Consider the following 25921-nt stretch of genomic DNA (forward strand, 5'->3'; position numbering starts at 1 on the left):
CGACTGCGGCTGACGAAGAAATCTGCCGTTCATCTGCTTTCGCAGCCCGAACACGGAAGTTAAGCTCGCGCGTCGATGGTAGTTGGGGGTTTCCCCCTGTGAGAGTAGAACGTCGCTAGGCACTAAGAAGTCGTTACCGAGTCATCGGTAGCGGCTTTTTTTGTATATGAACGAGAAAATAAAATGCCGAAGGCAAACTGTAAGATGAGTAGCGAGAAAGTAGAGGAACAAAGAGTTCGAGGAAGCAAAGAAGAGAGACTCGGAGCGTATAACATACGCGAGAATCGAACGACTGCGGCTGACGAAGAAATCTACCGTTCATCTGCTTTCGCAGCCCGAACACGGAAGTTAAGCTCGCGCGTCGATGGTAGTTGGGGGTTTCCCCCTGTGAGAGTAGAACGTCGCTAGGCACTAAGAAGTCGTTACCGAGTCATCGGTAACGGCTTTTTTTGTATATGATCGAGGAAATAAAATGCGAAGGCAACCTGAAAACAAGTAGAGAGAAAGTAGAGGAACTAAGAGTTCAAGGAAGCAAAGAAGAAAGACTCGGAGCGTATGACATACGCGAGAATCGAACGACTGCGGCTGACGAAGAAATCTGCCGTTCATCTGTTTTCGCAGCCCGAACACGGAAGTTATGCTCGTGCCTCAATGGTAGTTGGGGGTTTCACCCTGTGAGAGTAGAACGTCGCAAGGCACTAAGAAGTCGTTGCCAAGTCATCGGTAGCGGCTTTTTTTGTGTATGATGGAGAAAATAAAATGCCAAAGGAAACTGTAAAATGAGCAGCAAGAAAGTAGAAAAATAAAGAGTCCAAGGAAGCAAAGAAGAGAGACTCGAAATGCATGATATAACCGAGAATCGAACGACTACAAATGAAAAAGAAAGCTGCCATTTTATTAGAAAACCATTTAATTAAATTTATATTAAAAATAGAATTACTTTGAGCGACATTTCCCGGGAAATAATGACTCCATTCGTCATCAAATGTAAGATATTTGTGAATATTACAAATTTAAAATTAAATTTTGGTAAGCAATAATGTATCAAATATGAATTTTGATCTAGTTTTAGCACTTAAAATGAAATTATCTCTAATCTATGTAAATTTACTATATTTGTAAATGTGATAGTATGCATAAAAGGGGTGATTAGTTGATTATTAAGAAACGATCAATGGAGTATAAATACATGGGATTGAAGATGCTCTATAAAAGATTGCCTAAAGAACACGCGATGAAAAGTATTATAAACTCGAATATCTTATCTACAAGAGCAGGAATCATTGGTGAATCAAAACTGGAAGAAATATTTGATAAGTACCACTTTCCTTTTGATTATTGTGTTTTACATGACGTGAGTATGACTTCAACTGGCAAGTTCCAAATTGATGTTCTATTTATAACTCCTTATTATGTAGCTATTTTGGAGTGTAAGAATATAATTGGAGAGTTATGTTTTGAGAATGAACCATCATGTCTAATAAGAAAACTAGAAGATCAAAAAAAGGATGTATTTGAAAGTCCAGAAATTCAGGTGGATCGAAATAAATATTTACTAAAGGAGTGGTTAACTCAACGAGATGTATTTATTCCTGTTATTGGAGTTATTGTACTTAGTAGTATGAAATCTAGGGTAGTGAAGAAGCCGAATCATACGCCTGTTATTTATACTTCCAGTATCCCTACTTTCCTGAGAAATTTGCCGAGGAAAAAGGAATATATATCGGTGACAAAAATGTATGAAATAGCAAAATTAATTATGCTATTGCATCGCCCATTTATTCCATATCCTATGTGTAAGAATTGGGGAATCGATCCAAGAGATTTGATAACTGGAGTTAAATGCGAAAAGTGTGATCAGTTTGGTATGGTGAAAATTCATAGAGGCTGGCATTGTTTGACTTGTATGAGTATTGATAGATTAGCTCATGAACAAACTGTACGGGAGTGGTTTGCATTAGTTGGTAAGCATATTTCAAATAAAGATTGTCGAAACTTTTTACAGATAGAATCACATCAATTGGCAAGTAGAATATTGAATTCAATGAATCTTAAAAGAAGAGGAAGTTCGAAAAATAATACAATATATACTTTTGAGTGGGAAAAATTAAATGAGAAATAGCCTATTTGGACAATCAGCTGTGAAAGTTGGACAATCACAATCAATAGTTGGACAATAAGCTGCGAAAGTTGGACAATCACACCTAATAGTTGGACAATAACGTCAAAAAGTTGGACAACCCAACCAAACCCAACCCGATCCATGTCACAAATTGATGAATTGGCTTATTTAAGGTATCATAATCAAAAGTATAAGAATAGGAGGGTGGATGACTAGGCGAAGTTACTAACAATAAAAGTCATCCTTTTGTACAAATGAAAAAAGAGACAGTTTGGTTTGAAGTAGAAGAAAATGAGACGATTGCCGAATGTCTCGATAGAATGAATAGTTTAGGATATCAGGTGGCTGGTAGAAAGGAAGAACCGTTATTTGCTGAAGTCAATGGACAACCTGAGCCAATTAAACAAATAATCATGTTAAAGGGTATAAAAGAGATAAATAATTAGAGAAAAACGTATAAAACCGAACAATGCAGTTTTCTGAAAATTAATCGTTCGTATTTAGTCATTGACGTGGCTCTTGAGTCTTGTTAAAATATGATTAGAAATGAACGATAATATCCCCATATATGCTAAGGAATTGGCTTTAGTGTCTCTACCATGTCACCGTAAATGACAGGACTATGCGGGAAAGCGACTTTTGGACTCTGCTAGAAGGATGTGTTTGCATATGTTAGTAATCACACAAACCGAGCGAATTAGTTCCTTGAGTAAACTGCTTTTCATGCGAAGAGAGTAGTTTATTTGGGGAATTTTTTTATGCTTAGGGGCAAATACGCCAAGGCGATTTGAAGAAGGGACGAGAATAATGAACGCAAAAATTGGTGTGATTATGGGTAGTTCTAGCGACTGGGAAACAATGAAATATAGTTGTGAAATTCTCGATGAACTTAATATACCTTATGAAAAACAAGTAGTCTCAGCACATCGTACTCCTGACTTAATGTTTGAATATGCAGAACAAGCTAGAGGACGTGGAATTCAAGTAATTATTGCTGGAGCTGGTGGTGCTGCTCATTTGCCAGGTATGGTTGCAGCGAAAACTACACTTCCCGTAATTGGAGTTCCTGTACAATCGCGTGCATTAAACGGTTTAGATTCGTTGCTATCAATTGTACAAATGCCAGGAGGAGTTCCAGTTGCAACGGTTGCAATTGGGAAAGCAGGAGCTACGAATGCTGGTTTACTTGCCGCACAGATTCTTTCTATTCATGACCAATCCATAGAGGAACGATTAGAACAACGGAGAGAAGACACGAAAAACAAAGTTTATGAAAGTAATGGTGAGCTTCAATGACAAAAGTAATTTATCCAGGGCAAACAATCGGTATTATCGGTGGTGGACAGCTTGGACGAATGATGGCGTTAGCTGCAAAAGAAGCTGGATTTAGAGTAGCTGTGTTAGAGCCAACAATAGATTCACCATGTGGACAAGTTGCTGATATTCGCATCGTTGCACCATACAATGACGAAGCGGCGTTAGAAGAACTTGCAGAAGTAAGTGACGTGATCACATATGAATTTGAAAATATCGATTACGCTGGATTGAAAAGGTTATCTCAAATTGCTTATGTGCCTCAAGGTGGAGAACTTGTTAGAATTACGCAAGATCGCATACTCGAAAAAACAGAAATTCAAGCTTCTGGTGTGCCAATTGCGAAATTTGTCGAAGCGAGTACATTTGAAGAGTTGGAACAGCGAATTGACCAAGTGGGATTCCCTTGTGTTGTTAAAACAGCTCGAGGTGGATACGACGGAAAAGGACAGCAAATTGTTCAATCGATGGAAGACCTTCGAAAAGCGAAGTATCTATTTGATCATTCTGTTTGTATTGCAGAAGCATTTGTTTCTTTTACGAAAGAAATCTCGGTCATTGTTCAACGGAACGGTGAAGGACAAACATATTGTCTCCCAATTGGAGAAAACGTTCACGTTAATCATATTTTGCACGAAACAATTGTTCCAGCAAGAATTAGTGAGGAGCTAACAAACAAAGCAATTGTTGCAGCAGAGACAATCGCGAATCATCTAAATCTTGTTGGCACACTTGCCGTGGAAATGTTTGTTTTAGAGGAGAATGAAATTCTCATAAATGAATTGGCACCAAGACCTCATAATTCAGGTCATTATTCAATAGAAGCATGTAATATCTCACAATTTCATCAACATATAAGAGCAGTTTGTGGTTGGCCATTGCGTGAACCAAAACTTTGGACACATACTATAATGGTGAATGTACTAGGACAGCATGTTGTTTCTTTAACAAACTCTATTAGTAAATATCCGAACTGGTCTGTACATTTATACGGGAAGAACGAAGCAAAAACAAATCGAAAGATGGGTCATGTAACTATTCTTTCAACTAATATCGAACAAACACTTGAAGAAATAGAGCAGTCTAAAATTTGGTCTTAAACAGGAGGAACACAAATGATTGAACGTTATACACGCCCTGAAATGGGTGCCATATGGACAGAAGAAAATAAATACAACGCATGGTTGGAAGTAGAAATTTTAGCTTGCGAGGCTTGGGCTGAGATAGGTGATATTCCAAAAGAAGACGTAGTGGCGCTTCGCAAAAATGCATCATTCTCCGTAGACCGTATTTTAGAAATCGAGCAAGAAACAAGACATGACGTAGTGGCGTTTACACGTGCGGTTTCAGAAACATTAGGGGAAGAACGCAAATGGGTTCATTACGGACTTACTTCTACTGACGTAGTAGACACGGCTCTTTCTTATTTAATCAAACAAGCAAACGTTATTTTACGCAAAGACATTTTGAACTTTATCGAAATCCTTGAAAATAAAGCAAAAGAACATAAGTACACTGTCATGATGGGACGTACACACGGTGTTCACGCTGAACCAACTACTTTTGGATTGAAACTTGCTTTATGGACAGAAGAAATGAAACGTAATTTAGAAAGATTTGAAGCAGCTGCAAAAGTGATTGAAACTGGTAAAATGTCCGGTGCAGTAGGGACTTATGCAAACATCGATCCATTTGTAGAGAAATATGTTTGTGAAAACTTAGGGTTAGCAGCAGCTACTATTTCAACTCAAACTCTTCAACGTGATCGTCATGCGCAATATATGAGTATATTAGCTTTAATCGCAACTTCTATTGAAAAATTTGCAACAGAAGTTCGTGGATTACAAAAATCAGAAACACGTGAAGTAGAAGAATTCTTCTCAAAAGGTCAAAAAGGATCTTCTGCAATGCCACATAAACGTAACCCAATTGGTTCAGAGAACATGGTAGGTATGGCAAGACTTATTCGTGGTTATATGATGACAGCATACGAAAACGTTGCATTGTGGCATGAAAGAGATATTTCTCATTCTTCAGCAGAACGTGTTATTTTACCAGATGCAACAATCGCACTAAATTATATGTTAAATCGATTTAGTAATATCGTGAAAAACTTAACTGTATTCCCAGAGAACATGAAACGTAATATGGATTCCACATTAGGATTAATTTATTCTCAACGTGTGCTTTTAGCACTTATCGACAAAGGATTAGCACGTGAAACAGCTTATGACACAGTGCAACCATTAGCGATGAAAGCATGGGAAACACAAACTGCATTCCGTACATTTGTAGATGCGGATGAAAAAATCACATCTTTACTAACTAAAGAAGAACTGGATGATTGCTTTGATTATAACTATCACATCCAGCATGTTGATTTGATATTCGAGCGTTTAGGACTTAATTAACTTTGTTCAGTAGTAAATGTTTTTGTACCGAAAGTGAAATAAGATTGTTATCTATTCAACAGGGTGTGTATACGTCTGCTGAAAAAAGTTAAAGCCTCCGGCGGATGTCCCATATTTTGAATCGTGCGACACAATTCAAAATATGGACGCTAATACGCCGAGGCGCATTTGATTCGGAGGAATTTACAGTGAAAAAAGGTCGTCTATTATACGAAGGTAAAGCAAAACAATTATTCGCAACTGAAGATGAAAACATCCTATTTGTATCTTATAAAGATAGTGCTACAGCTTTTAATGGAGAGAAGAAAGAAGAGATAGCTGGTAAAGGGAATTTAAATAATAAAATTACGACTATTCTTTTTGAACAATTAAAAAAGCATGGAATTGACTCACATTTTGTAGAGCAAATTTCAGAAAATGAACAGCTAGTAAGAAAAGTGGAAATTATTCCTCTTGAAGTAGTTGTTCGAAACGTAGCAGCAGGAAGTCTTGCAAAAAGACTTGGTATGGATGAAGGAATACCTCTAAAGCATCCTATTGTAGAATTCTATTACAAAGATGACGCATTAGGAGATCCATTACTAACAGATGCACATCTAGAATTACTGGAACTTGCAACACCGGAAGAAATAGAAACGATCAAAATAAAAGGGTTAGAAATTAACCGTGTATTACAGCCGATTTTCAAAGAAATAGGTGTCACGTTAATCGATATGAAACTTGAATTTGGGAAGTCTGCGAGTGGTGAAATCCTACTTGCAGACGAGATTTCCCCAGATACGTGTAGACTTTGGGACGATAAAACAAACAACAAACTTGATAAAGATGTATTTAGACGTAATTTAGGTAGTTTAACAGATGTTTATGAAATTATACTTTCCCGCCTAGGAGGACTATTAAAATGAAAAAAGTTAAAGTGTATGTAACATTACGTGAGAGTGTTTTAGATCCACAAGGTTCTGCAGTTATGGGGGCACTTCATTCAATGAATTATAACGAAGTGACAGATGTTCGTATTGGGAAATTTTTAGAGCTTCAAATAGAAGAAAGTGATCGTGATTTAGATACAGCTGTGAAAGAAATGTGTGAAAAACTTCTTACAAATACAGTCATTGAAGACTATCGTTATGAGGTTGAGGAGGTTGCTGGCAAATGAAGTTCGCAGTAATCGTATTTCCAGGATCGAACTGTGATTTAGACATGTACCATGCGATTAAAGACGAGCTTGGAGAAGAAGTAGAGTATGTTTGGCATGATGAAACAGATTTAAGTGGATTTGACGGAGTTTTGTTACCAGGAGGATTCTCTTATGGGGACTACTTACGTTGTGGAGCCATTTCTCGCTTCTCTAATGTTATGTCGGAAGTTGTAAAAGCAGCTGAAGCTGGTAAACCAGTTCTTGGTGTATGTAACGGTTTCCAAGTATTAACAGAAGCTGGACTTTTACCAGGAGCTCTTCTACGTAATAAAAACTTAAAATTCATGTGTCGTACAGTAGGTCTAAAAGTAATAAATAATGAAACTCAATTTACTTCAGAATATAAAAAAGACGAAGTAATTCAAATTCCAATCGCACATGGTGAAGGAAACTATTACTGTGACGAGGAAACTCTTGCTCGATTAAAAGCAAACAACCAAATCGTCTTCACATATGCTTCAGAAAATCCAAACGGAAGTATCGAAGATATAGCAGGTATTGTGAATGAAAAAGGAAATGTACTAGGAATGATGCCACACCCAGAGCGTGCTGCTAATGACATTATGGGCGGATCAGATGGACTAGCGTTATTCAAATCAATAGTGAAACAGTGGAGGGAATCTCATGTCAATCATGCTTGAACCAAATCCAGAGCAAATTAAAGAACAAAAAATATATGCGCAAATGGGTATGTCAGACGAAGAATTTGAAATGGTAGAGAAGATTTTAGGTCGTCTTCCAAACTACACAGAAACTGGGTTGTTCTCAGTTATGTGGTCTGAACACTGCTCATATAAAAACTCTAAACCTGTATTACGAAAGTTCCCTACGAAAGGTCCACAAGTACTGCAAGGTCCTGGTGAAGGTGCTGGAATCGTAGATATAGGAGATGGTCAAGCAGTAGTATTTAAAATGGAATCTCATAATCACCCTTCAGCAATTGAGCCATACCAAGGGGCTGCAACAGGTGTTGGTGGTATTATTCGTGACGTATTCTCAATGGGTGCACGTCCAATTGCAATGTTGAATTCTCTTCGTTTTGGAGAATTAAAAACTCCACGTGTGAAGTACTTGTTTGAAGAAGTAGTAGCAGGTATTGCTGGATATGGTAACTGTATCGGTATTCCAACAGTCGGTGGAGAAATCCAATTTGACGATTGCTATGAAGGAAATCCATTAGTGAATGCTATGTGTGTAGGGTTGATTAACCATGAAGATATTCAAAAGGGAATTGCAGCAGGTGAAGGCAATACAGTTATGTATGCAGGTGCTAAAACTGGACGTGACGGTATTCACGGAGCAACATTTGCATCGGAAGAATTGACAGAAGCTTCAGAAGAAAAACGTCCAGCAGTTCAAGTAGGAGATCCATTTATGGAAAAACTTTTACTAGAAGCTTGTTTAGAAGTAATTAAATCTGATGCTCTTATTGGTATTCAAGATATGGGTGCTGCAGGGTTAACTTCATCATCTGCTGAAATGGCTTCAAAGGCTGGTTACGGTGTAGAAATGAATCTAGACTTTGTTCCACAGCGTGAGACAGGTATGACTGCTTATGAAATGATGCTTTCGGAATCCCAAGAACGTATGTTGATCGTAGTGAAAAAAGGTCGCGAAGATGAAATCGTAAAGATTTTTGAAAAATACGACTTAGATTGTGTTGCAGTTGGGAAAGTAACAAATGATAAAATGCTTCGTTTGCTTCATAAAGGAGAAGTTGTTGCAGAAGTACCTGCAGATGCACTAGCGGAAGAAGCGCCAGTGTATCATAAGCCATCTTCTGTACCTGCTTACTTTACAGAATTCCAAGCGATGAATAATGAAGAGCCAGCAGTTTCAAATTACAAAGAAGCACTGCTGAACTTGTTGCAACAACCAACAATTGCTTCAAAAGAATGGGTTTATGACCAATACGACTATCAAGTTCGTACAAGCACAGTTGTAACACCTGGTTCAGATGCTGCTGTAGTACGCGTACGTGGTACAAATAAAGGGTTGGCAATGACAACAGATTGTAATTCTAGATACATCTACTTAGATCCTGTTGTAGGTGGAAAAATCGCAGTAGCAGAAGCAGCTCGTAACGTAGTATGTTCAGGGGCGAAACCACTTGCAATTACAGACTGCTTAAACTTTGGTAATCCGGAAAATCCAGAAATCTTCTGGCAACTGGAAAAATCAGCAGATGGTATTGCAGAAGCTTGTATCGCTTTAAACTCACCGGTTATTGGTGGAAATGTTTCGTTATACAATGAGCGTAGTGGAACAGCTGTTTACCCTACACCGACTATAGGTCTTGTTGGTCTTGTAGAAGATTTAGCTCATGTTACAACACAGTCTGTAAAACAAGCTGGAGATATCGTTTATGTAATTGGTGAAACGAAAACAGAATTCGGTGGATCTGAGCTTCAAAAATTAGTGGAAAAACGTATTTTTGGTCAAGCACCTTCGATTGATCTAGAAGTGGAAGCGGCACGTCAAAAAGCGTTACTTTCAGCAATCCAATCTGGAGTTGTACAATCTGCTCATGATATTGCAGAAGGTGGACTTGCAGTGGCGTTAGCTGAAAAAGCATTTGGTGCAAAAGCTCTTGGAGTAGAAGTAACATTAAATGGCTCTGCTACAACAGCATTATTTAGTGAGTCTCAATCACGTTTCCTTGTAACTGTTAAGCCTGAAAATACAGCTAAATTTGAAGAAATCGTAAAAGACGCGGTTAAAATTGGTGCTGTAACAGATTCTAATAAAGTAGTTATTTCAAATGAAGACGGAACTGAATGGATTAGCGGTTCTGTTGACGAATTCCGTTCCGCTTGGAAAGGAGCAATATCATGCTTGCTGAACTCAGAGGCTTAAACGAAGAATGTGGTGTTTTTGGAATATGGGGACATCCAGATCCAGCGCCAATTAGCTACTATGGTTTACATGCACTTCAGCATAGAGGTCAAGAAGGTGCAGGAATTGTCGTAACGGATGGAAAGTTTTTACGTGCTGTCAAAGGTGAAGGACTAGTTAATGATGTTTTTAGTAATGGTAAGCTTGAAAAACTGGATGGAAAAGCTGCAATTGCACATGTGCGTTATGCAACAGCAGGTGGTTCAGGAATCGAAAATGTTCAACCACTACTTTTCAATTCCACTACTGGAAGTCTAGCGATTGCGCATAACGGAAACATTGTTAATGCAGTTCATTTGAAACGTAATTTAGAAAAACAAGGAAGTATATTCCAAACGACTTCCGATACAGAGGTGCTAGCACATCTGTTGAAAAAAAGTCACCATACCTCTTTAGAGGAACGTGCAAAACAAGCACTTAAGTTATTGGAGGGTGCTTTTGCATTCATCATTTTAACGGAAGATACTATGATGGTTGCGCAAGATCCTCACGGAATGCGTCCGCTGTCATTAGGTAAACTAGGCGATGCTTGGGTTGTAGCTTCTGAGACGAGTGCGTTTGATTTGATCGGAGCGGAAGTAATTCGTTCCGTTGAGCCAGGCGAACTAATTATTATTAATGATAAAGGCTTACGTTCAGAACGCTTTTCGGAGCCTGCAGAACGAGCTATTTGTACAATGGAATACGTTTATTTTTCAAGACCGGATTCAGATATCGATGGTATTAATATTCATATGGCACGAAAACGCCTTGGGAAGCAGCTTGCAAAAGAAATTCAAGTAGAGGCAGACGTTGTAACTGGTGTACCTGATTCAAGTATTTCTGCTGCGATTGGTTTTTCGGAAGCATCTGGTATCCCTTACGAAATGGGTCTTATTAAAAACAGATATGTTGGACGTACGTTTATTCAACCTTCACAAGATTTACGTGAACGTGGCGTGAAGATGAAGCTTTCTCCAGTACGCCAAGTAGTCCACGGGAAACGTGTTGTGATGGTGGATGATTCTATCGTACGTGGAACCACTTCTAAACGTATTGTGAAAATGCTAAAAGAAGCGGGAGCGAAAGAAGTACATGTTGTTATCAGCTCCCCTCCATTAAAAAGTCCTTGTTTTTATGGAATAGATATTAGTACGGATGAGGAGTTAATTGCTTCTAACAATAGCGTGGAAGAAATGCGTGAATTGATTGGTGCAGACTCGCTTTCATTTTTATCAGTTGAAGGTATGGTTCAAGCAATCGGACGTACAGATGAAGGGAAAAATTGTGGACACTGTTTAGCTTGTTTCACAGGTGAGTATCCAACATCTATTTCTCCAAATACGGTTTTACCACATGAAAAAGAGCTTGTTCGATAGGGGGATTCAACGTGTCAAAAGCATATGAAAAAGCTGGCGTAAATATTGAAGCTGGCTATGAAGCAGTACAAAGAATGAAATCACATGTCGAACGTACAGCTAGAAAAGGTATCATGGGTACTTTTGGTGGATTCGGTGGAATGTTTGATCTGTCTTCATTGAACTATAAAGAGCCTGTCCTTATTTCTGGAACTGATGGTGTTGGTACAAAGCTAAAGCTTGCATTTATGACAGATTCACACGATACAATCGGTGTGGATTGTGTGGCAATGTGTGTGAATGACATTGTAGCGCAAGGAGCGGAGCCGTTATTTTTCCTGGATTATGTTGCGGTTGGAAAAGCAGTGCCTGAGCGTATCGAACAAATTGTGAAAGGTGTTGCAGATGGCTGTGTACAATCTGGAGCAGCTTTAATCGGAGGAGAAACGGCTGAAATGCCAGGTCTGTACGAAGAAGATGAGTATGACCTGGCAGGATTTGCTGTTGGTGCTTGCGAAAAAACGAAAATTGTAACTGGTGAAAAAATTGCAGAAGGTGACGTGCTAGTTGGGATAGCTTCTAGTGGAGTTCACTCAAATGGTTATTCACTTGTACGTAAAATTGTATTTGAAGAGCAAGGATATAGTACGGATACGATAGTTACTGGTTATGAAGAGCTTGGAGCAATCGGTAACGCACTTCTTACACCTACGAAAATTTATGCAAAGCCAGTTATCGAAATGCATAACGAACTTTCTATACATGGAATGGCTCATGTTACAGGTGGAGGTTTCTATGAAAACTTGCCGCGAATGATGCCAGAAGGTTTAGCTGTAGAAATTGATTTAGGTTCATGGGAAGTGCTTCCTATTTTCCATCTATTGAAAGAAAAAGGCGAGTTAACTGATAAAGATTTATATAATGTATTTAATATGGGAATTGGCTTTGTAGTTGCACTTTCAGAAGAAGAAGCGCAAAAGGCAATTACAATTGCGGAGACTCATGGAGAAAAAGCTTACATTATAGGTCGTGTTGTCAAAGGTGAAGGTGTTTTATTCAACGGAACACATGACGGGAGTTTAGTCTAATGTCTGCAACTCCCAAAATAGCAGTATTTGCATCTGGTAGTGGGAGTAATTTTCAGGCTATCTATGATGCAATGAAGGCTGGAGATTTAACTGGTTCTATTGCACTTGTCGTAACGGATAAGCCGAACGCATTTGTCGTAGAACGAGCAAGTATTGCAGGTATTGAAACACTTGCTATTAAGCCTGCAAACTATCCTTCCAAGGAAGCATATGAGCATGTAATTTTACAAAAGCTATCAGAGCTACAAGTGGAATGGATTATCCTTGCTGGATACATGCGCCTAATCGGTGATGTACTGCTTGAAGCGTATCCGAATAGAATTATTAATATTCATCCGTCATTACTCCCTTCATTCCCAGGAAAAGATGCAATCGGACAAGCGATGGCTCATGGAGTGAAAGTAACAGGTGTAACTGTACATTATGTAGATGCTGGGATGGACACTGGTCCGATTTTAGCTCAAGCAGCTGTTACGGTAGTGGATGGAGATAGAGAGAAAACCGAAGCTCGCATACATGAAGTGGAACATGAACTATATACTAAAACATTAAATCAATTATTTAGCCTGTAATTTTACCGGCTTTTCTATCAATTAAATGTCTAGCTCTAGCGCCTAGCCCGATAAAATCAATGCAGATTATTCTCTATTAAAAAGATTTGCAGGGCAGACAAAGGCGCTTGCGCTTTTCTTATAGGAGGAAATATCGTGTCAAAACGTGCTTTACTTAGTGTTTCAGATAAATCAGGAATTCTCGAATTTGCAAAAGAGTTGGAACAACTTGGATATGAGATATTATCAACTGGTGGTACGAAAGCATTTCTTCAAGAAAATGGGGTAGCAATTACACCAGTAGACCAAGTAACAAACTTTCCAGAAATTTTGGATGGTCGAGTAAAAACATTGAATCCAATGATTCACGGTGGATTATTAGCAAAACATGATGATCCATCTCATCAAGCACAATTAGAAGAGCATGGTATTTCGCCAATTGAGATTGTTTGCGTTAATTTATATCCTTTCCGCGAAACTATTTCAAAACCTGACGTTACAACGGAAGACGCAATTGAAAATATTGATATCGGTGGACCAGCAATGTTACGTGCATCTGCAAAAAATCATCAGTATGTGACAGTAATCACTGATTCCACTGATTATGATGAAGTATTAGCTGAATTAAAAACAGATGGGAAAACAACTTTAGTAACTCGCCGCAAACTTGCTGCAAAGGTATTCCGTCACACAGCAGCTTATGATGCTATGATTGCTGGTTTCATGACTGATCTAACTGGTGAAGAATTCCCAGAGTTGTTGACACTTACATATGAACGTAAGCAAGCTTTACGTTATGGTGAAAATCCACATCAAAAAGCTGCATTTTATAAGCGCCCACTTGGTTCAGATTTCTCTATAGCTTCTGCAACTCAATTACATGGGAAAGAGCTTTCTTACAATAATATTCAAGATGCAAATGCTGCGATTCAAATTGTGAAAGAATTTAATCTTCCTGCTGCTGTTGCAGTTAAGCATATGAATCCTTGTGGTGTTGGAACTGGTGATACAATTGCTGCAGCATTCCAAAAAGCTTATGAAGCAGACGAAACTTCTATTTTCGGTGGAATCATCGCATTAAATCGTGAAGTAGATGCAGAAACAGCAAAAACTCTTGCTGGTATTTTCTTAGAAATTATTATTGCCCCATCGTTCTCAGAAGAGGCAATTTCAATGTTAACTGCGAAAAAGAATATTCGTTTGATGACGATTTCTTTTGAACAAACGAAAAAGGATGCATTAAATACAGTATCAGTAGAAGGTGGGCTATTAGTTCAATCTCCTGATACATTTGGCTTAAAAGATGCAGACGTGAAAGTAGTAACAGATCGTGAGCCTACAGCTGAAGAGTGGAAAGCACTAGAGCTTGGATGGAATGTTGTGAAGCATGTAAAATCTAATGCAATTGTTGTTGCAACAGAAGATATGACAATTGGTGTTGGTGCTGGTCAGATGAACCGTGTAGGATCGGCAAAAATTGCACTTGAACAAGCTGGTGAACGTGCACAAGGAGCAGCACTTGCTTCAGATGCATTCTTCCCAATGAATGATACGGTAGAAACAGCTGCAAAAGCTGGTATTACTGCAATAATTCAACCAGGGGGATCTGTGAAAGACGAAGATTCTATCCAAAAAGCAAATGAATACGGAATTGCAATGGTTTTCACTCGCATTCGTCATTTCAAACATTAAGGGAGGCGCATTCATATGAATATTCTCGTAATTGGTAGTGGCGGACGTGAACATGCCATCGTAAAGCAATTCAAGAATTCATCTTCTGTTAGTAAGGTATTCGTAGCACCAGGTAACGCTGGAATGGAAAATGATGCTCAGATTGTTCCAATCGATGTAATGGAGTTTGAAGAGCTTGAACAATTTGCAAAAGATAATGCTATTGACTTAACGTTTGTTGGTCCAGAGCAGCCACTTGTTGCTGGTATTGTTGATCATTTTACAAAGCATGGACTTCGTATTTTTGGCCCTAATAAAGCTGCGGCACAAATTGAAGGAAGTAAATCATTCGCAAAAGAACTTATGAAAAAGTATAATATCCCAACTGCTGCATATGAAACATTTACAGAAGTAGATAAGGCAAAAGCATATATAGAAAAGCTAGGAGCTCCAATTGTTATCAAAGCAGACGGACTTGCTGCAGGTAAAGGTGTCGTTGTTGCCCTCACAGTGGAAGAAGCGAATACGGCAGTCGAAGACATGATTGGTAATCAATTATTTGGTGAATCTTCTTCAAGTGTAGTAATTGAAGAGTTTTTAGTTGGAGAAGAAATATCGTATATGTCATTTGTTCACAACGGACAAATTTATCCAATGGTTATTTCTCAAGATCATAAACGTGCATATGACGGTGATAAAGGGCCAAATACTGGAGGAATGGGTGCTTATTCACCAGTTCCTCAAATTTCGAGCGAAGTAGTGGAATTAGCTTACAATACAGTCGTAGTTCCAACAGTGAAAGCTATGGAGCTAGAAGGTACACCGTTCACTGGTATTTTATATGCTGGGCTTATTATTACGAATGAAGGACCAAAAGTAATTGAGTTTAATGCTCGTTTTGGAGATCCGGAAACACAAGTAGTACTACCTCGTATGACGAGTGATTTCGGTGAATTTATGACTGCATTAATGGATGAAAAGCCATTCGAATTAGAGTGGTCAGAAGAAGTAATGTTAGGTGTCGTTGTTGCATCAGAAGGGTATCCATCAGATGTGAAAAAAGGTGCTATGCTCCCTGAACTTCAAACTTTAACAGAGGCGGGATTGCACGTCTTTCATGCAGGCACAAAAGCCGAAGCAGGTGGATTTATCGCTAACGGTGGTCGCGTTATCTTAGTTGCTGCAAGTGAAAAAACGTTAAAAGAAGCACAGCAAAAAGTATATGACGGTTTGTCTACGTTGGAATGGGATGGTTTATTCTTCCGTAAAGATATCGGCTGGCGAACTTTTCAATAAGATTAAAGAGGATGTCCCAATAATTTGGTGACATCCTTATCTATTTAGAATAAAATAATAATTGTAACAGAATTTCCATTTTTAAGTAAACTATAAAATTTATCGGAATTCTCCAAAAAATATAATTGAGCACTTTGCTTTACTAAAGTGATGTGCTACTATTATTTTTAAGAGAAATAAAGGAAGGAGAATGTTGTGCATGCAGTATCCTATTTGGAAAATAGAAGACATAAGGCATCAACTAGATGTTGTTAATGGAACGAAATCACCGGATATTCTTATAAAAAACGCAACATATTTACATAGTCATTTAAAAAAATGGATTAACGGGAATATTTGGATTGTGAAAGATCGAATTGTTTACACTGGTTTGGAAATGCCACTCCTTTCTGAAAAGACCGAGGTGTATGATGCAAATGGGCAAAAGATTGTACCTGGATATATGGAACCTCATGTACATCCATTCCAACTCTATCAACCACAAAGCTTTGCAGACTATGCAGCACAACACGGCACTACAACATTCATTGCAGATAATTTAGTCTTATTCTTGGCGCTTGAAAATAAGAAAGCGTTTTCAATAATGAATCAGTTAAAAAAACTACCTTTTGCATTTTATTGGTGGGCTCGTTTCGATTCTCAAACGGAATTAGAAAATGAAGAAGAACTATTCACGTCTAAAACAATTGGTGAATGGATTGAACGGCCGGATGTTATTATGGGAGGCGAGCTAACTGGTTGGCCAAGACTATTATCCGGTGACGATCAAATGCTTTATTGGATGCAGCAAGCAAAATCGAATGGAATGAAAATTGAAGGTCATTTTCCAGGAGCTTCTGAGCGTACGTTAGCACGAATGCGTCTACTTGGAGCGGATGGCGACCATGAATCGATGACAATAGAAGAAGTGGAACGACGAATCCTTCATGGTTATGCAGTTACATTACGTCATTCTTCGATACGACCAGATTTACCACATCTACTTAAAGGAATACTAGAGAAGGACCTTCAGATTTTTGATCATTTAATGATGACTACTGATGGTGCAACGCCATCATTCCATACTGATGGTGTAATGGATAAATGTATTCAAGTTGCTTTAGATGCTGGAGTTAACCCAATTGATGCATACTTAATGGCATCATTCAATGTGGCTAAGTATTATAATTTATCCAATTTACATGGAGTTATCGCAACAGGAAGGTTTGCGACTCTGAACTTTTTGGAGGATGAGCAAAGTCCAGTTCCTACGAGTGTTTTATCTAAAGGGGTTTGGTTAAAAAGAGATGGTGAGAAAGTTCAAGCGCTAGAACCAATCGATTGGTCTGCAATGCCTGCGTTAGATTTAGATTTTGACTTAACAGAAGATGACTTCCAATTCTCTATGCCGTTTGGAATAGATATGGTAAATGACGTCATTACAAAGCCATATTCTATAGCAGTAGATACAACAGACAATGAGCTTTCTACTAATCATGATGAGAGTTTTCTTATGTTAGTTGATAGGGATGGTAAGTGGAAAGTTACAACACTAATTAAAGGCTTTGCTACATCATTGAAAGGATTTGCATCTTCATATTCCAATACTGGTGATATATTATTAATTGGAAAGAATAAGAAGAGCATGTTAAAGGCCTTTCAAGAGATGAAAAAAATGCAAGGTGGAATTGTCCTTGTAGAAAATGAACAGGTCGTATGTTCTATTAAACTTCCGATTGGGGGATTGCTTTCTGATAAACCAATGGAAGAATTGATAGAAGAAGAGCTACTTTTGAAGGAAGAGTTGGCGGCTAGAGGATTTAAACATGGTGACGCTATATATACATTACTATTTTTACAATCGACGCATTTACCATATGTTCGAATAACACAAAGAGGGATTTTCGATGTGATGAAAAAACAAGTTATGTTTCCAGCGGTGATGAGGTAAGGGGGATGTCTTATGTTCAAAAAATGGGGGATATTGTGTACAATTAGTTTGCTAGTTTTAACTGCTTGTTCCAATAAGGGAGAGGGACAAGAAGAAACAAAAGAACCTATAGAAGAACCAGTAAATCCTGAAAATGAATTGGTGGAGGAGAAGATAGAACTCCCATACATAGCCCCTTTTACAGGAGTTGGCTCAGAAGAAGAGATAAAGCAAAGACCAATAATTGTTACGATGAATAACCATCCTCTTGCAAGGCCGCAATCAGGCATTGGACAAGCAGATATCGTTTATGAAATGGTTGCCGAAGGAAATGTTACGAGGTTTCTTGCACTCTATCAAAGTGAGATTCCTGAAACGATAGGTCCTGTTCGAAGTGCTCGTGATTATTTTGTTAATCTTGCGAAGGGTCTCGACGCTTTTTATATTGCGCATGGTTATAGCCCAGATGCTCAGAAGATGTTAAATGCTAGAGTTGTTGATAATATTAATGGGATGCAATATGATGGTATACTCTTTAAGCGTTCGAAAGATCGTAAAGCTCCACACAATTCGTATATTTCGAAAGAAAATATTTTTGCCGGAGCAGAAAAAGTAGGGGCATCCATGGAAATGAATAAAATTCCTTCCCTCTCTTTTTATGATTCTATAGAAGGTGCAAAAATAGGGAACCCTGCTTCTTCAGTTAGTATTCGATATGGATCAGGAGCAAGCTTTGAAAACCAATATACGTATATACCAGAAGAAGGTTTATACGAAAGAAAATCAGCTGGAGTTTTAACGACGGATAAAGAAACCGAAGAGCCTGTTAAAATTTCCAATGTGATTTTCATGGAAATACCGCATAAAATAATTGATAATGCAGGTAGACAAGATTTAACATTAACGGGTAGTGGAAAGGCTTATCTATTCCAAGCTGGAGTAATGAGAGTAATAGATTGGGAGAATGTAGATGGAGTTCTTATCCCAATGGAAAATGGAGTGCCTGCAAAACTTGTAAAAGGAAAGTCTTGGGTTAGCTTCGTTCCAACGAATCCTGGATTAGAGAGTATGGTAAATTTCTTACCATAAGTAGAACATTGTAATGAGGGGAATGATAAGATTATGCAGGTGGATAAAATAAAAGGTCATCAAACTGACCAGCTATTTAAAGCAGTTTTAGAGTTAAAAGATATGGAAGAATGTTATCGTTTTTTTGATGATCTATGTACAATCAGTGAAATTCAATCGCTTGCACAACGCTTCGAAGTTGCTCATTTATTGAGACTGAAAAAAACATATGAAACGATTAAAAAAGAAACGGGTGCAAGTACAGCAACGATTTCACGAGTTAGACGTTGTTTTGACTATGGAAATGACACGTATGATGAAATGCTTGGACGCTTATATCCGGATGAACAGCCGTTTCAAAATCCAAGAGCTAAAACAGATAATTGACAAGCATTATAAAGACAGTTTTAGGATAAGCCTATTTGAAATAAGATTTAATATTTACCCTTTACTGAACAGAAGCCTCTGTTCAGTTTTTTTGTTATAATGAAGAATACTTAATTAATTATTTGAAGGAGAAGAAATGGATTATAAAGAATGGCGACATATATTTAAATTGGATCCAGCAAAGGCAATTAGTGCCGATGCTTTAGAAAAAGTTTGTGAATCTGGAACTGACGCTATTATTATTGGTGGTTCTGATGGAGTAACACTTGATAATGTAATTGATTTATTAATGCGAATTAGACGGTATGCCGTACCTGTTGCACTTGAAGTGTCAACTATCGAGTCGATTACACCTGGCTTTGATTTTTATTTTATTCCTAGTGTTTTAAATAGCACGGATACAAAATGGGTGAAAGATTTACATCATGCTGCAACAAAGGAATTCGGAGAAGTGATGAACTGGGAAGAAATTATACCAGAAGGCTATTGCATATTAAATCCTGATTGCAAAGCGGCTAAACTAACGAGTGCCAAGCATCCAGAATCGAATGACGAAATTATTGCTTACGCACAAATGGTAGAGCATATGTTTAAATTTCCGATTTTTTATATGGAATATAGCGGCAAATATGGTGATATAGAAGTTGTTAAAAAAGTGAAATCAGGTCTTGTTAACACGAAACTTTTCTATGGTGGAGGCATTCAAACTGTTGAACAAGCGCGTGAAATGGCAGAGTATGCGGACACAATTATTGTTGGAAACCAAGTATATGATGACTTAGAGGAAGCATTAAAAACAGTAAATGCTGTTAAGTAACATTTGAGAAATATATGATTCATAGGTATAATAACAAGAACAAATGTTCTTTTGAGGAAGTGTATTATGGAGCTTATAGCGAAAAATTTATTAAACGGGATGAATACAGAGCAAGAAAAAGCAGTTAAAACAACTGAAGGACCTCTACTTATTATGGCAGGAGCCGGTTCGGGGAAAACTCGTGTATTAACCCATCGAATAGCTTATTTAATAGTGGAGAAAGAAGTATACCCTTCGAAAATACTTGCCATTACATTTACGAATAAAGCAGCTCGCGAAATGCGTGAACGTATCGATAGTATATTAGGTGCTGGAACTGGGGAACGGATGTGGGTCTCTACTTTCCACTCGATGTGTGTTCGTATTTTAAGAAGAGATATCGACCGGATTGGTTATTCCAAAAACTTCTCCATTTTAGATACGACAGATCAGTTAACAGTTATTAAAAATATTTTAAAAGAACAAAATATTGATTCGAAAAAATATGATCCCCGTTCGATGTTAAATGCGATAAGTAGTGCTAAAAATATATGTATAGATGCAGATACATTTAAAGCACAAATGAATGAGTTCAACCCATTTGAAAAGACAGTTGCAGAAGTTTATGCAGGGTATGAAAAGCGTTTAAGAAAGAACCAATCCCTCGATTTTGATGATTTAATCATGACAACTTTAACGCTGTTTAAACGTGTTCCAGAAGTGCTCGAGTTTTATCAGAGTAAATTCCAATATATCCATGTAGACGAATATCAAGATACGAACAAAGCGCAATATGAATTAGTGCAACTGCTCGCACAAAAATTTAAAAATATTTGTGTAGTTGGTGACTCCGATCAATCTATTTATCGCTGGCGTGGGGCGGATATTCAAAATATATTATCATTCGAAAAAGATTATCCCAATGCTACAGTGATTATGCTGGAGCAAAATTATCGGTCTTCCGGGAGAATCCTGCAAGCTGCAAATGACGTCATTGGTAATAACACTAGTAGGTACCCAAAAGTTCTGCGCACTGACAATAAAGAAGGCGAGAAAATTGGGCTATTCCGTGCTTTTAATGAGCAGCAGGAGGCACAGTTTGTAGTACAATCCATCCAAGAATTGATGGAAAAAGAAAACCGCACTCTGGATGATTTTGCTATTTTATACCGTACAAACGCTCAATCCCGTGTGATGGAGGAAGTACTCGTAAAATCAAATATGTCCTATACAATTGTTGGCGGAACTAAGTTCTATGATCGCAAAGAGATTAAGGATTTACTAGCATATCTTCGATTAATAGCTAATAACGACGATGATTTGTCACTTGCACGAATTATTAACGAACCAAAGCGAAATATTGGAGCAACTTCTTTCGAACGTATGGCCATGTATGCGTTAGAACAAGATCGTTCCATTCTAGATGCAATGAATGAAGTAGATTTTATGGGATTACCCGCACGAGCAGTAAACGCAGTAGTTCAATTTCAAGGACTGATTCAAAACTTTACTCAAATGCAAGAGTATTTATCTGTAACAGAAATCGTGGAACAAGTACTCGAAAAAACCGGTTACCGGACAATGCTGAAAAATGAAAAAACAATCGAATCTGAGAGTAGATTAGAGAATATCGAAGAGTTTTTATCTGTAACAAAAGCGTTTGAAGAAAGAAGTGAAGATAAATCACTCGTAACATTTTTAACAGATTTAGCACTTGTTTCGGATATTGATAAACTGGACGAAGAGGAAGATACGTCACAAGGTAATATTATCTTAATGACGATGCATGCTGCAAAAGGACTTGAGTTCCCGGTAGTATTTATAATCGGAATGGAAGAAAATATTTTTCCTCATTCACGTTCCATTGGGGATGATGATGAGATGGAGGAAGAACGCAGACTTGCTTACGTTGGTATAACACGTGCGGAGGAACGACTGTTTATTACATGTGCGCAATCCCGTACAATTTTTGGGCGTGGAAGTTTTAATAGTCCTTCTCGTTTTATCGGAGAAATTTCAGATGAAATTATTGATACAGTTGGAGGTACAAACGACAATAAGCAAAGGTCATCTGCTCCTAAAGCAATACCGCAAGCAAGGAAATCAGCGGTTGTTCGACCGTCCTATAAAGAGTCTGGCGGCGAGAAAATGGGCTGGCAAGTAGGTAATAAAGCAGTGCATAAAAAATGGGGCGAAGGGATGGTCGTTAGCGTTCGAGGAGACGGAGAAGATACGGAACTCGACATTGCGTTCCCAAGTCCAACGGGTATTAAGCGATTACTTGCTAAATTTGCACCGATTGAAAAAGGATAATTCACGTAGTGGAGGAAAGCCCATGGATAAATTAGAACAACGAGTAAAAGAACTGAACAAGCTTTTGTATGACTATGGTTATGCCTATCATGTATTGGATGAACCAATCGTGCCAGATGCAGTTTATGATCAGTATTTACAAGAACTAATTGCACTTGAAGAACAAAATCCAAATTTAATATTACCTGATTCTCCTACGCAAAGAGTTGGGGCGGTAGTAAAAGATGGTTTTCAAAAAGTAACTCATACAAATCCGATGCTTAGCCTATCAAATGCATTTAACGAAGAAGATTTACGTGACTTTGATCGTCGAATTCGCGGCATTATTGATGAATCACCTACGTATGTATGTGAGCTGAAAATAGATGGCCTAGCTGTTTCTCTTCTGTATGAAAATGGGATGCTTGTACGTGGAGCAACTAGAGGTGACGGAACGACTGGAGAAGATATTACAAGTAATATTAAAACAATACGTTCCATTCCACTTCGATTGAAAGACGTAGTAACGATCGAGGCAAGGGGAGAGGCTTATATGCCAAAGTCTTCGTTTATAAAGTTAAACGAAGAACGTGCGGAGCAAGGAGAAGAATTACTTGCGAATCCTCGAAATGCAGCGGCAGGATCACTACGTCAACTAGATCCTAAAATGGCAGCGAGCAGAAATTTGTCTATGTTTGTCTATGGAATGGGTGGTGATGGAACTGTAGAAAATGTAGATCAGCATTCCGAAGCACTGAAGTTTATGAAAGAACAAGGTTTACCGACAAATAGAGAAACAAGAGTATGCTCTTCCATTGAGGAAGTACTTGAATTTATTCAAGAATGGACAGCTAAAAGAAACGACATTCCTTATGAAATAGATGGTATTGTTATAAAAGTAAATGATTATTCACAGCAAGAGGAGTTAGGATTTACTGCGAAAAGTCCTCGTTTTGCAATTGCTTACAAATTTCCAGCAGAGGAAGTAGTAACGACAATTATCGATATTGATTTAACTGTAGGTCGTACTGGAGTTGTGACACCGACAGCAATTTTAGAGCCAGCACAAGTTGCCGGGTCTACCGTTCAACGTGCTTCTTTACACAATGAAGATTTAATCCGTGAAAAGGATATCCGAATTGGAGACCGTGTTATTATTCGAAAAGCAGGAGATATTATCCCGGAAGTTGTAGCGGTTATCTTGGATGAAAGAAAAGGTACAGAAATACCTTTTGAAATGCCAAGCAATTGTCCAATATGTGAAAGCGACTTGGTGAGAATAGAGGAAGAAGTTGCATTACGCTGCGTGAATCCCCAATGCCCAGCGCAAATACAAGAGGGCATCTATCACTTTGCTTCACGTAATGCGATGAATATCGAAGGACTGGGAGAAAAAGTAGTAGAGCAGTTGTTTAGAGAACAGCTAGTTGTAGACGTTTCAGACCTTTACAGGTTAACAGTTGATCAACTTATCAATTTAGAACGAATGGGATTGAAATCTGCTACTAATTTAGTGGCAGCGATTGAAACTTCTAAGGAAAACTCAATGGAACGTGTATTATTTGGTCTCGGTATTCGTCATATTGGGGAAAAAGCTGCTAAAATTTTATCTGAGACTTTCCATAACTTCGATGCACTAATGCAAGCAACGAGAGAAGAATTTACAGCAGTTTTTGAAATTGGAGATAAAATGGCAGACTCTCTCGTGACATACTTTGAACAAGAAGAAGTGCAGCAACTAATAGAAAGATTAAGAGGTGCAGGACTTCATCTTCAATATACAGGTAAAATTATTGACGCATCAACTATTGAAAATAGTCCATTTGCCGGTAAAACTATTGTATTAACTGGAAAACTTATGCAATTGACACGTCCAGAAGCAAAAGAAAAAATCGAAGCACTAGGTGGCAAGGTTGCTGGAAGTGTAAGTAAGAAAACAGATCTTGTGATTGCAGGAGAAGAGGCAGGATCTAAGCTTGATAAAGCAACAAGCTTAGGCATAGAGGTCTGGGATGAACAAAAACTATTAGACCAATTATCGTAATAAAAAGGAGTTCTGAACGTGGCAAAAAAATATTTAGGCGTGCCAATATTGATTTTATTGCTAATTGTTTCTGGGTGTACTCCTTCGTTGAAAAAGGAAACAGAGGTTATTCAAGACTCAGAGCAAGATGCAACGAAAACAGTTATCATACCAAGTGTACAATTAGATGATACTTATTACCGTACATTATTACCTTATGCGGAAAGTGCAAGTAGAGGATTAGTTGTATCCAATCTAGCAACAAAATACGATATGAAAGAGGTCGAAACTGGCCTCCTTCGAGTTTCTCAAAAAGAATTCCCAGTAGATACGTACTTATTTCAAGAAGGTCAATATTTAGAGAAGAAAACGTTAGAAAATTGGTTAGCAAGAAGTAATCAAAGAGATGGCGGTTTAAATCCAAGTGATGAAGGGCTTACTGGTGAAGCGAAAGCAAAAAATGCTCCAGTTTATATTACACATATTGTCGAACAAAACTATTTGAAAAAAGAAGGTAACACAGTGAAGCTCGCAGGAATTTCGGTGGGACTTGCTTTGAACTCTATTTATTATTATCAAAAGGAAGCTTACGGTGCAACGTATGAAGAACCGTTAACACAAGCACAAATAGAGGAAAATGGGAAAAGAATTGCAAAGGAAGTAGTTCAACGTATGCGTCAAATGGATGGTCTACAAGACATACCAATAGTTGTTGGTCTATTTAAACAAAATAGTAGGAATGCTGTTGTACCAGGAACATACTTCACATATAGTGTTGCTCCAGGTGGAAAAAACGTTTCAGACTGGAAACCTATCGATGAAGAATATATTCTATTTCCTACTACAGAATCGGAAGAAAAGTATCGTGATTTAGATACGGTTTTCCGCAATTTCAAACAAGATGTAGAAAAGTATTTTTCCAATTATACAAGTGTTATTGGAACTGGATATTTTAAAGATAAACAGCTTCAAAAATTAACGATCACTATTCCTATTCAGTTTTATGGAACTGCTGAAATAATAGGGTTTACTCAACAAATTGCAGGTTTGTTAAAGGATCACTTTAATACTTCGATGCGCGTGGAAGTTAATGTGAATTCATTGAACGGTACCGAGGCATTATTGATCAAAAAACCAGGTGAAGAAGAACCGTATGTGCATATATACTCACAGTAAAAGGGCCACTCTGTTCAATTAGAGTGAAAAATGATATGATATTGCTTATGGTTATTGAATTCGGAGGTGTGAAAATTGGCGAATATTTCAAAGGAAGAAGTAAAACACGTAGCACATTTGGCACGACTTGCAATCACAGAAGAGGATGCTGAAAAATTTGCAGAGCAGTTAGCAGCAATTACTAACTTTGCAGATGAACTAAACGAGCTAGATACAACGAATGTTGTACCAACTTCGCATGTACTACCATTAGTAAATGTTCTTCGTGAAGATAAATCTATTCCAGGTTTAGACCGTGAAAAAATGATGAAAAATGTACAAGAACAAGAAGATGGACAAGTAAAAGTTCCAACTATCATCGAATAATAAATAAGTAAGGAGGGCCAC

At 38.0% G+C, this 25921-nt stretch carries 22 protein-coding genes and 1 riboswitch; all 22 genes read left to right on the top strand.

Annotated features, from left to right (window positions below):
* Window positions 1-1153: 1153 nt before the first annotated feature.
* On the top strand, window positions 1154-2122 hold the full coding sequence (locus FG384_RS17270) for a nuclease-related domain-containing protein (RefSeq protein WP_142643935.1): 969 nt from the start codon (window positions 1154-1156) through the stop codon (window positions 2120-2122).
* A 254-nt stretch (window positions 2123-2376) separates the two neighbouring features.
* Window positions 2377-2568, top strand: a complete 192-nt coding sequence (locus FG384_RS17275; RefSeq protein ID WP_142643936.1) for an NETI motif-containing protein — start codon at window positions 2377-2379, stop codon at window positions 2566-2568.
* Between the two features lie 96 nt (window positions 2569-2664).
* Window positions 2665-2765, top strand: a riboswitch (purine riboswitch).
* Window positions 2766-2929: 164 nt separating this feature from the next.
* Window positions 2930-3418: a 5-(carboxyamino)imidazole ribonucleotide mutase gene (gene purE, locus FG384_RS17280; RefSeq protein ID WP_142643937.1), complete on the top strand. Its 489-nt coding sequence runs from the start codon at window positions 2930-2932 to the stop codon at window positions 3416-3418.
* Window positions 3415-4536 carry a 5-(carboxyamino)imidazole ribonucleotide synthase gene (gene purK / locus FG384_RS17285; RefSeq protein WP_142643938.1) on the top strand — a complete coding sequence of 374 codons (1122 nt, stop codon included), beginning with the start codon at window positions 3415-3417 and terminating at the stop codon, window positions 4534-4536. Before purE ends, purK begins: the two co-directional genes overlap by 4 nt.
* A gap of 15 nt (window positions 4537-4551) precedes the next feature.
* Window positions 4552-5847, top strand: a complete 1296-nt coding sequence (gene purB / locus FG384_RS17290; protein WP_142643939.1) for an adenylosuccinate lyase — start codon at window positions 4552-4554, stop codon at window positions 5845-5847.
* A 188-nt stretch (window positions 5848-6035) separates the two neighbouring features.
* Window positions 6036-6752: a phosphoribosylaminoimidazolesuccinocarboxamide synthase gene (gene purC, locus FG384_RS17295; RefSeq protein ID WP_142643940.1), complete on the top strand. Its 717-nt coding sequence runs from the start codon at window positions 6036-6038 to the stop codon at window positions 6750-6752.
* Window positions 6749-7003: a phosphoribosylformylglycinamidine synthase subunit PurS gene (purS, locus tag FG384_RS17300; protein ID WP_142643941.1), complete on the top strand. Its 255-nt coding sequence runs from the start codon at window positions 6749-6751 to the stop codon at window positions 7001-7003. The genes purC and purS overlap by 4 nt, the downstream gene beginning before the upstream one ends.
* Window positions 7000-7686, top strand: coding sequence for a phosphoribosylformylglycinamidine synthase subunit PurQ (gene purQ, locus FG384_RS17305; protein ID WP_142643942.1), 687 nt, complete (start codon window positions 7000-7002; stop codon window positions 7684-7686). Before purS ends, purQ begins: the two co-directional genes overlap by 4 nt.
* On the top strand, window positions 7670-9901 hold the full coding sequence (purL, locus tag FG384_RS17310) for a phosphoribosylformylglycinamidine synthase subunit PurL (RefSeq protein ID WP_142643943.1): 2232 nt from the start codon (window positions 7670-7672) through the stop codon (window positions 9899-9901). Before purQ ends, purL begins: the two co-directional genes overlap by 17 nt.
* On the top strand, window positions 9877-11298 hold the full coding sequence (gene purF, locus FG384_RS17315; RefSeq protein WP_142643944.1) for an amidophosphoribosyltransferase: 1422 nt from the start codon (window positions 9877-9879) through the stop codon (window positions 11296-11298). Before purL ends, purF begins: the two co-directional genes overlap by 25 nt.
* Before the next feature lie 11 nt (window positions 11299-11309).
* Window positions 11310-12365: a phosphoribosylformylglycinamidine cyclo-ligase gene (purM, locus tag FG384_RS17320; RefSeq protein ID WP_142643945.1), complete on the top strand. Its 1056-nt coding sequence runs from the start codon at window positions 11310-11312 to the stop codon at window positions 12363-12365.
* Complete coding sequence (purN, locus tag FG384_RS17325; protein ID WP_142643946.1) at window positions 12365-12937, top strand: phosphoribosylglycinamide formyltransferase; 573 nt, start codon at window positions 12365-12367, stop codon at window positions 12935-12937. The genes purM and purN overlap by 1 nt, the downstream gene beginning before the upstream one ends.
* Window positions 12938-13072: 135 nt before the next feature.
* Window positions 13073-14608, top strand: a complete 1536-nt coding sequence (purH, locus tag FG384_RS17330; RefSeq protein ID WP_142643947.1) for a bifunctional phosphoribosylaminoimidazolecarboxamide formyltransferase/IMP cyclohydrolase — start codon at window positions 13073-13075, stop codon at window positions 14606-14608.
* Between the two features lie 15 nt (window positions 14609-14623).
* Window positions 14624-15883 (top strand): phosphoribosylamine--glycine ligase, encoded by a 1260-nt coding sequence (purD, locus tag FG384_RS17335; protein ID WP_142643948.1) that lies wholly within the window; start codon window positions 14624-14626, stop codon window positions 15881-15883.
* A gap of 199 nt (window positions 15884-16082) precedes the next feature.
* The gene (locus FG384_RS17340; RefSeq protein ID WP_142643949.1) at window positions 16083-17813 is read left to right on the top strand and encodes an adenine deaminase C-terminal domain-containing protein; all 1731 of its coding nucleotides are present in this window, start codon (window positions 16083-16085) and stop codon (window positions 17811-17813) included.
* 12 nt (window positions 17814-17825) lie between these two features.
* Window positions 17826-18881, top strand: a complete 1056-nt coding sequence (locus tag FG384_RS17345) for a DUF3048 domain-containing protein (protein ID WP_142643950.1) — start codon at window positions 17826-17828, stop codon at window positions 18879-18881.
* Between the two features lie 33 nt (window positions 18882-18914).
* Window positions 18915-19247: a YerC/YecD family TrpR-related protein gene (locus tag FG384_RS17350; protein WP_142643951.1), complete on the top strand. Its 333-nt coding sequence runs from the start codon at window positions 18915-18917 to the stop codon at window positions 19245-19247.
* A 136-nt stretch (window positions 19248-19383) separates the two neighbouring features.
* Window positions 19384-20064 (top strand): heptaprenylglyceryl phosphate synthase, encoded by a 681-nt coding sequence (pcrB, locus tag FG384_RS17355; RefSeq protein WP_142643952.1) that lies wholly within the window; start codon window positions 19384-19386, stop codon window positions 20062-20064.
* 66 nt (window positions 20065-20130) lie between these two features.
* Window positions 20131-22356: a DNA helicase PcrA gene (gene pcrA, locus FG384_RS17360; RefSeq protein ID WP_142643953.1), complete on the top strand. Its 2226-nt coding sequence runs from the start codon at window positions 20131-20133 to the stop codon at window positions 22354-22356.
* A gap of 22 nt (window positions 22357-22378) precedes the next feature.
* Entirely contained in the window at window positions 22379-24379 is a 2001-nt protein-coding gene (gene ligA / locus FG384_RS17365) for an NAD-dependent DNA ligase LigA (protein ID WP_142643954.1), read from the top strand.
* Between the two features lie 18 nt (window positions 24380-24397).
* The gene (locus FG384_RS17370; RefSeq protein ID WP_142643955.1) at window positions 24398-25534 is read left to right on the top strand and encodes a CamS family sex pheromone protein; all 1137 of its coding nucleotides are present in this window, start codon (window positions 24398-24400) and stop codon (window positions 25532-25534) included.
* 75 nt (window positions 25535-25609) lie between these two features.
* Window positions 25610-25900 carry an Asp-tRNA(Asn)/Glu-tRNA(Gln) amidotransferase subunit GatC gene (gene gatC, locus FG384_RS17375; RefSeq protein WP_142643956.1) on the top strand — a complete coding sequence of 97 codons (291 nt, stop codon included), beginning with the start codon at window positions 25610-25612 and terminating at the stop codon, window positions 25898-25900.
* Window positions 25901-25921: the final 21 nt, after the last annotated feature.

The organism is Psychrobacillus vulpis (assembly GCF_006861825.1).
Taxonomy (GTDB): domain Bacteria; phylum Bacillota; class Bacilli; order Bacillales_A; family Planococcaceae; genus Psychrobacillus; species Psychrobacillus vulpis.

What these genes read in the sequence shown, in the direction of transcription:
- FG384_RS17275 (WP_142643936.1), top strand. Translation starts at nt 2,377, where the DNA reads ATGAAAAAAGAGACAGTTTGGTTTGAAGTAGAAGAAAATGAGACGATT.
- purE (WP_142643937.1), top strand. Translation starts at nt 2,930, where the DNA reads ATGAACGCAAAAATTGGTGTGATTATGGGTAGTTCTAGCGACTGGGAA.
- purK (WP_142643938.1), top strand. Translation starts at nt 3,415, where the DNA reads ATGACAAAAGTAATTTATCCAGGGCAAACAATCGGTATTATCGGTGGT.
- purB (WP_142643939.1), top strand. Translation starts at nt 4,552, where the DNA reads ATGATTGAACGTTATACACGCCCTGAAATGGGTGCCATATGGACAGAA.
- purS (WP_142643941.1), top strand. Translation starts at nt 6,749, where the DNA reads ATGAAAAAAGTTAAAGTGTATGTAACATTACGTGAGAGTGTTTTAGAT.
- purQ (WP_142643942.1), top strand. Translation starts at nt 7,000, where the DNA reads ATGAAGTTCGCAGTAATCGTATTTCCAGGATCGAACTGTGATTTAGAC.
- purL (WP_142643943.1), top strand. Translation starts at nt 7,670, where the DNA reads ATGTCAATCATGCTTGAACCAAATCCAGAGCAAATTAAAGAACAAAAA.
- purF (WP_142643944.1), top strand. Translation starts at nt 9,877, where the DNA reads ATGCTTGCTGAACTCAGAGGCTTAAACGAAGAATGTGGTGTTTTTGGA.
- purN (WP_142643946.1), top strand. Translation starts at nt 12,365, where the DNA reads ATGTCTGCAACTCCCAAAATAGCAGTATTTGCATCTGGTAGTGGGAGT.
- purD (WP_142643948.1), top strand. Translation starts at nt 14,624, where the DNA reads ATGAATATTCTCGTAATTGGTAGTGGCGGACGTGAACATGCCATCGTA.
- FG384_RS17340 (WP_142643949.1), top strand. Translation starts at nt 16,083, where the DNA reads ATGCAGTATCCTATTTGGAAAATAGAAGACATAAGGCATCAACTAGAT.
- FG384_RS17345 (WP_142643950.1), top strand. Translation starts at nt 17,826, where the DNA reads ATGTTCAAAAAATGGGGGATATTGTGTACAATTAGTTTGCTAGTTTTA.
- FG384_RS17350 (WP_142643951.1), top strand. Translation starts at nt 18,915, where the DNA reads ATGCAGGTGGATAAAATAAAAGGTCATCAAACTGACCAGCTATTTAAA.
- pcrB (WP_142643952.1), top strand. Translation starts at nt 19,384, where the DNA reads ATGGATTATAAAGAATGGCGACATATATTTAAATTGGATCCAGCAAAG.
- pcrA (WP_142643953.1), top strand. Translation starts at nt 20,131, where the DNA reads ATGGAGCTTATAGCGAAAAATTTATTAAACGGGATGAATACAGAGCAA.
- ligA (WP_142643954.1), top strand. Translation starts at nt 22,379, where the DNA reads ATGGATAAATTAGAACAACGAGTAAAAGAACTGAACAAGCTTTTGTAT.